Source organism: Rheinheimera sp. (genome assembly GCF_036568245.1).
Taxonomy (GTDB): domain Bacteria; phylum Pseudomonadota; class Gammaproteobacteria; order Enterobacterales; family Alteromonadaceae; genus Alishewanella.
The window spans coordinates 1-7,520 of the sequence record NZ_DATCSY010000301.1 but is presented as its reverse complement, the minus strand read 5'-3'; the positions used below and the strand labels follow the sequence as shown (position 1 = coordinate 7,520).

Genomic DNA, 7,520 nt, shown 5'->3' with positions numbered 1-7,520 from the left:
GAGCCCGTTATCCGTTTACGCTCAGTGTTAAAAAGCCGCCGCAATAGCTGGCTGCTGGCGCTGCTACTGGGCGCCATTACGCTGCTATGCGCCATTACCTTACTGGCGTTATCCGGCTGGTTTATCAGCGCCGCAGCACTGGCCGGCTTAGCCGGTACCGCAGCCTACGGCTTTGATTATTTTCGCCCGGCAGCCATTATCCGGCTGTGTGCCATCGGCCGTACAGCCGGGCGCTATGCCGAACGGCTAACCTCGCATTATGCGGCACTTGGGTTGCTAAAAGATTTACGGGTAAAAGCATTTAATGTGCTGGCACGTAGCCGGCCGGGTAACCGCCATTCCGCCGACTCGCTGCAACGGCTGGTGGCCGATATTGATTTACTGGATCAGCTGCCACTCAAAGTTATAGCGCCCTGGCTGTGGGCGCTGAGCCTGAGCACACTATTACTGCTGTTCTGGTATTTGCTGGCACCGGCGCTGCTTTACGCCGCCAGCTTGCCGTTACTGTTGGCATTATGCGCCCCCGTGCTGACCTTCAGGCGTGCAGCAGCTCTGGCGGCCGAAGAAACCAGCATAGCGGCATTACGCCGCACTCTGTTGCTGGAATCTCTGACAATGCAGCCAGCGCTACTGCTGTGGCAGCGCTGGTCGCATAAAACACACCAGTTCAGTACGCAGGATCAGCATTGCCTGCAGTTACAGCTGCAGCAGCAGCAACTCAGTAGCCGCTGCGCCCTGTTACAACAGACTTTACTGGCGCTGAGCCTGCTGTTGTTATTGTGGCAGGGAGCACAGCTGCTGGCAGTACAGGCCCTGACCGTACCGCTGCTACTGGCGGCTACGCTGGCACTGTGGGCGCTGTATGAAGTGATGTTACCGCTGTGCCAGAGCTTTGTTGCCCTGGGTATGAGCATGGCGGCCCGTAACCGGCTGAATCAGCTGGCTGACAACACAGTGCCGTTAAAAAGTGGCAAACCTGAACCACAAGGCGTATTAACCTTAACCGCAATGCAGTTATCTGCTCGGCAAAACGGCGCATTGTATGGTCCGGATAACATCAGGTTCACCCTGCACTCCGGCGAGGTGTTATTGATCAGCGGTGCCTCAGGCTGTGGCAAAACCACCTTGCTGCAAGCGCTGGCAAATCAGCTGCCGGTAACCGGCACATTGCAGCTGAACGGCCAGCCGTACAGCGAATGGCAACTGTGTCAGACGCTGGGGTATTTAAGCCAGCATGCTGATATGTTTGATCTGACACTGGCGCAAAACCTGCGCCTGGCCGATCCCTATGCCAGTGATGCACAGTTATGGCAGGTACTTGAAGACACCGCCCTGAAAGACTGGGCGCAAAACCAGCCACAGCAGCTTGATACAGTGCTGGGTGAATATGGTGCGGCAGTATCAGGTGGCCAGGCCCGGCGTATCGCGCTGGCGCGTTTGCTGCTGGCAAGACGCCAGATATTGTTGCTGGATGAACCTTTTGCCGGCCTTGATCCGGATACAACACAACAGGTGCTGCAAGCCCTGCTTAAACACCAGCGTAACGGTATTCTGATCATTGTCAGCCACCAGCGGCTTAATGTGCCGCAGGCACAGCAACTGCAGCTAAGCTGAACCGCAACGCCTGCCAGTTTAATGCGCAGTATGACGGCAATAAAAAAACCCCGCGCTAAATTAGCACGGGGTGTCAGATAAAAAGACAAAGGACAAGGATAGACGTAGTTTGGTGGGGACGTTCAGTTCGCGTGGGCTGCGGCAGAAACTGCCTCACCCTCGCTCACTCGCTCCCGGGAAGTTCCACCAACTCTTCCCAGGCTGCTTACTTTACCGACGCTACGAACTCAGGGTAGGCTTCGATACCACACTCTGAGGCGTCAACGCCTTCATACTCGGCTTCCTCGCTAACGCGAATACCAACAACCAGTTTCAGCACGTACCAAACGATCAGGCTGGTGCCAAACACCCAGACAAAAATCGTTGCCGCACCCACCAGCTGACCAACAAAGCTGGTACCTTCTTTTGACAGCGGTACCAGTAATAAACCGTACAGACCAACAACACCGTGTACAGAAATCGCACCTACAGGGTCATCAATTTTTAACTTATCCAGACCGATTATCGACGCCACCACCAGCACACCACCGATAGCACCGAATAATGTCGCCTGCAGCGCAGTTGGAGCTGATGGTTCAGCCGTAATCGCTACCAGGCCGGCCAGCGCACCGTTTAGCGCCATGGTTAAATCGGCTTTGCGGAATAAAATCACCGACAGGGCCAGCGCCGCTATCGCGCCTGCCGCAGCAGCAGCGTTGGTATTTAAGAACACCACAGCGACAGCATTGGCGTTGCTGATATCACCCAGCTTCAATACAGAGCCGCCGTTAAAACCGAACCAGCCCATCCACAGAATTAAGGTACCCAAGGTAGCCATTGGCATATTGGCACCCGGGATAGCGCTGACTTTACCGTCTTTGCTGTATTTACCTTTACGCGCGCCCAGCAGTAACACACCCGCTAATGCGGCCGCAGCACCTGCCATGTGCACGATGCCAGAACCGGCAAAGTCAGAGAAACCAAAGTCGTCACCCAGTGAATACAGGCCGAATACCGCATTGCCACCCCAGGTCCACGAACCTTCCATCGGGTAGATAAAGCCGGTCATCACCACTGAGAACGCCAGAAAGGCCCATAACTTCATACGCTCAGCTACGGCACCTGAAACGATTGACATTGCGGTTGCAACAAACACAACCTGGAAGAAAAAGTCTGACGCTGTTGAATACACAGCACCACCGGTGAAGCCATCTTCACGTTCGGCAAAGCTGGTCAATGTTGCGTCTACATCAACTGCGCCGATGCCGCTTAAGAAGTACTCACCGCCGTACATAAAAGCGTAGCCACACACCAGATACATGATGCAGGCAATAGAATACAGCGCGACGTTTTTGGTTAGAATTTCAGTAGTGTTTTTTGCTCTTACCAGGCCTGCTTCCAGCATTGAAAAGCCTGCTGCCATCCACATAACCAATACCCCGCACATCAGGAAGTAGAAGGTATCCATGGCATACTGTAAGTGATAAATTTGCTCTTGCATGATAACAGCTCCTTATATGGCTTCAGCGTCAGACTCGCCGGTGCGGATACGCACTGCCTGCTCCAGGTCATAAACGAAAATTTTGCCGTCTCCAATGCGGCCGGTATAAGCCGCCTTCTGGATAGCTTCAATCAGGCGGTCAACCTGATCATCCAGTGTGGCAATTTCCAGTTTTACTTTCGGCAGAAAATCAACCTGGTATTCCGCACCACGGTATAATTCGGTGTGCCCTTTCTGGCGGCCGAAACCTTTTACTTCTGTTACCGTTAAACCTTCTACCCCAATGTCAGCTATGGCTTCGCGTACATCGTCCAGTTTGAACGGCTTGATGATGGCACATACAAGCTTCATGATATTTTCCCTATAGTAGTCGTCTGAGCGATTCAACTTTTATTAAGAAAACCTTGTGCCAACTTTTAAAGTTATTAATTATCAATACCTTAATAAATATTGCCTTGTACTGATGAAAAAAAACGCACCTAAATGGTGCGTTTATTCCCTGCGTAAGTGCACTGTATCAGCGGGTTAATCAGACAGAAACTGCTGCCAGTCGCGCAGCAGTTTTAGCAAGTCTTCCAGGCCGCATTGCATACTCATGCCCTGCTCATCCAGTTGCAGATCATCATCAGCGACTTTATGTTGCTGCCGCTCAGGTAGTGGCTGCTCGGTGGTGTAAAACAACGTATTGTGGCTTAACGTCACCTCGCCGGCATCAATCTCTAACAGATATTCGCGGCCCTGATACTGCATACTCTGGTGCGAATTAAGTGCCGACAATTGCTGCATTAATGCCTGGTAGGCGCCGGGCAGCTGACCAAACTCTTCGAGTAAAAACCGGCCCAGCACTTCATGCTCTTCCGCCAGCCTGATGCCAAATTTATTGCTATTGCGATCATAAGTAAAATCGTATTCCACGCTAGTGCTCCGTTAGCGTTATATAACTGAAAGTGTAGCTGCTGCAACGCTATTCGCACGCAGAAAAAAGGCCTGCAAATGCAGGCCTTTTCTTAAGCAGATACTGACTTACACTGCTTGCTGAATAATCACATTGTCCGCTTTTTTGGTGTATTGCGGCATACGGTGGAAATTCAGGTAACGGTAAGTATCGGCTGCCGTGGCATCAATTTGCTTAGCGTATTCCAGATACTCCGCCACTGTCGGCAGTTTACCGATGATAGACGCTACTGCCGCCAGCTCAGCTGAGGCTAAGTACACGTTAGCACCCTGACCTAAACGGTTCGGGAAGTTACGGGTAGAAGTAGACACTACCGTTGACTTCTCAGCAACGCGCGCCTGGTTACCCATACACAGTGAACAGCCTGGCATTTCAGTGCGGGCACCGACTTTACCGAAAATGCTGTAGTAACCTTCTTCGGTTAGCTGTGCCTGGTCCATCTTGGTTGGTGGTGCAATCCACAGACGGGTTGGTAACTGGCCTTTGTATTTATCCAGTAACTTACCGGCAGCGCGGAAGTGACCGATGTTAGTCATACAAGAACCGATGAACACTTCATCAATCTTATCGCCTGCTACTTCAGACAGTAAGCGCGCATCATCCGGGTCATTCGGTGCACACAGTACCGGCTCTTTAATGTCGGCCAGGTCGATTTCAATCACTTCAGTGTATTCGGCATCGGCGTCAGCAGACATCAGCTGCGGATCTTTCAGCCAGGCTTGCATTGCGTTGATACGACGCTCGATTGTACGGACATCGCCGTAGCCTTCAGCAATCATCCACTTCAGCATCACGATGTTAGATTCTAAGTACTCAGCAATAGACTCTTGCGACAGCTTGATGGTACAACCTGCAGCAGAACGCTCTGCAGATGCATCTGACAGTTCAAACGCCTGCTCAACGGTTAAGTTTGGTAAGCCTTCGATTTCCAGGATACGGCCAGAGAAGATATTCTTCTTGCCTTTCTTATCAACGGTTAACAGGCCTTTTTGAATTGCCGCGTACGGAATAGCGTGTACTAGGTCGCGCAGCGTGATACCTGGCTGCATTTCACCTTTGAAGCGCACCAGTACCGACTCTGGCATATCCAGTGGCATAACGCCTGTTGCTGCAGCAAAGGCGACCAGCCCAGAACCGGCCGGGAATGAAATACCAATAGGGAAACGGGTGTGCGAGTCGCCACCGGTACCTACGGTATCAGGCAGTAACATACGGTTTAACCAGCTGTGGATAATACCATCGCCCGGACGCAGTGATACACCGCCACGGTTCATGATGAAATCTGGCAGCGTGTGGTGCGTGTCAACGTCAACCGGCTTCGGATAAGCCGCGGTGTGACAGAATGACTGCATGGTTAAATCAGCAGAGAAACCTAAACAGGCTAAATCTTTTAACTCGTCACGCGTCATTGGGCCTGTGGTGTCTTGCGAACCTACAGTGGTCATCTTCGGTTCACAGTAAGTACCCGGGCGAACACCTTTCACGCCACATGCCTTACCCACCATTTTCTGCGCCAGCGTGAAGCCTTTACCGGTGTCAGCTTTGGCTTGCGGGCGACGGAATTTGTCTGAATGGCCTAAACCTAAGAATTCACGGGCACGGTCCGTTAAACCACGGCCGATGATTAACGGAATACGGCCACCGGCACGTACTTCGTCGATTAACACATCGGTTGCCAGGCTAAATTCTGCCAGTACTTCGCTTGTGCCATGACGCACGACTTTGCCTTCAAATGGCAGAATGTCGATCACATCGCCCATTTCCAGCTTAGATACGTCTACTTCAATTGGCAGAGCGCCTGAATCTTCCATGGTGTTGAAGAAGATAGGTGCGATTTTGCCGCCTAATACGAAGCCACCGCCGCGCTTGTTCGGCACGTAAGGGATGTCGTCACCCATAAACCACAGTACTGAGTTAGTGGCGGATTTACGTGATGAACCGGTACCTACTACGTCACCGACATAAGCCAGTGGGAAGCCTTTTTTGTTCAGCTCGTCCAGTTGCTTAATCGGGCCAACAGTACCTGGCTGATCCGGCTTAATACCGTCGCGATCGTTTTTCAGCATCGCTAAGGCGTGCAGCGGAATGTCCGGGCGTGACCAGGCATCTGGTGCCGGTGATAAATCGTCAGTGTTAGTCTCGCCTGATACTTTAAATACAGTAACGGTGATTTTTTCTGCCAGTGCTGGTTTAGCTTCAAACCACTCGGCATCGGCCCAGCTTTGCAGCACTTGTTTAGCGTGTGCATTACCGGCATCCGCTTTTTCCGTTACGTCATGGAAGGCATCGAAAATCAGTAAAGTGTGAGACAGTGCTTTAGCAGCGATAGGCGCCAGCTTAGCATCGTCTAACAGGCTGATCAGTGGCTCAATGTTGTAACCACCCATCATGGTGCCTAACAGTTCAGTCGCACGCTCGGCGCTGATCAGGCTGCAGCTGGTTTCACCTTTGGCTACGGCCGCTAAAAAGCCGGCTTTAACGTAAGCCGCTTCATCAACACCAGGCGGTACGCGGTTAACTAATAAATCAACCAGGGTGTCTTCTTCGCCTTTTGGCGGGTTCTTTAACAGTTCAACTAAAGCGGCTACCTGCTCTGCATTGAGCGGTTTTGGCGGGATACCTTGCGCTGCGCGCTCGGCCACATGTTCGCGATATTGTTGTAGCACAGTATGATCCTCTTGGTCGTTAGCTGCAGTCTTGCCACTGCAGCGTCATTCAACAGAATGAATGGGCACAATTATATGAAAATTCGGGCCAAATTGACATCGGGCCGTTAAGCACCACCGTTATAGTGGGTATAAATTTTGTGAATATAAAGCCTGACCTTATATAGTCTGTGTGATAGTGGTCAGACCTTGTTTACCGTGAACTGTTTCGCAGACAGAGGTTGGAATCCCGAGCTGGGCGCCACAGAGTGTCTGAGCCCTGCCGCAGGCATGAGGGCGAGTTGCTGTGGCGAGCCAGAGCGGGAATTGCAACCGGCAGTTTGCTCATTCAGTGACGGGTAAATAAAAAAGGCTGAGTAGTTCCCTACTCAGCCTGTGCAGTTTAGCAGAGTTTTATTACCAGATCTTAACGCGTTTTTCCGGCGCTAAGTACATCGCATCACCCTCTTTAATATCAAAGGCGGTGTAGAACTGCGGAATGTTCGGTAATAAGCCAATAACACGGATATATGGCGGTGAATGCGGGTCTGTTGCCAGACGCTGCTTCAGCGCTTCATCACGGTACTTGGCACGCCATACCTGAGCCCAGCTGATCAGTACACGCTGCTCACCGGTAAAGCCATCCAGCACCGGCGCCGGCTTGCCATCCAGAGAAATTTCATAGGCTTTCAGTGCTACCGTTAAACCACCTAAATCGCCGATGTTCTCACCCAGCGTCAGATCACCATTTACATGGTGACCTTCCAGCGGCTCGTAGTGGCTGTAGTGCGCGCTTAACTTGGCACCACGTTCCTGGAACTGCGTT

The 7,520-nt window shown here is 51.8% G+C and carries 6 protein-coding genes; 1 reads left to right on the top strand and 5 read right to left on the bottom strand.

The window, feature by feature from the left end; translation table 11 throughout:
- On the top strand, positions 1-1,614 hold a 1,614-nt coding region (locus VIN66_RS13595), incomplete at its 5' end, for an amino acid ABC transporter ATP-binding/permease protein (protein WP_331924481.1).
- Between the two features lie 205 nt (positions 1,615-1,819).
- Here VIN66_RS13595 and VIN66_RS13590 read toward each other — a convergent pair.
- The 5 genes from VIN66_RS13590 to VIN66_RS13570 form a co-directional block, all read right to left on the bottom strand.
- Positions 1,820-3,094: an ammonium transporter gene (locus VIN66_RS13590; protein ID WP_331924480.1), complete on the bottom strand. Its 1,275-nt coding sequence runs from the start codon at positions 3,092-3,094 to the stop codon at positions 1,820-1,822.
- 12 nt (positions 3,095-3,106) lie between these two features.
- Positions 3,107-3,445: a P-II family nitrogen regulator gene (gene glnK / locus VIN66_RS13585; RefSeq protein ID WP_027672351.1), complete on the bottom strand. Its 339-nt coding sequence runs from the start codon at positions 3,443-3,445 to the stop codon at positions 3,107-3,109.
- A 174-nt stretch (positions 3,446-3,619) separates the two neighbouring features.
- Positions 3,620-4,009, bottom strand: coding sequence for a YacL family protein (locus VIN66_RS13580; protein ID WP_331924479.1), 390 nt, complete (start codon positions 4,007-4,009; stop codon positions 3,620-3,622).
- 108 nt (positions 4,010-4,117) lie between these two features.
- The gene (gene acnB, locus VIN66_RS13575) at positions 4,118-6,715 is read right to left on the bottom strand and encodes a bifunctional aconitate hydratase 2/2-methylisocitrate dehydratase (protein ID WP_230818576.1); all 2,598 of its coding nucleotides are present in this window, start codon (positions 6,713-6,715) and stop codon (positions 4,118-4,120) included.
- A 396-nt stretch (positions 6,716-7,111) separates the two neighbouring features.
- Positions 7,112-7,520: M13-type metalloendopeptidase (locus VIN66_RS13570; RefSeq protein ID WP_331924478.1), on the bottom strand; the 409-nt coding region annotated here is incomplete at its 5' end.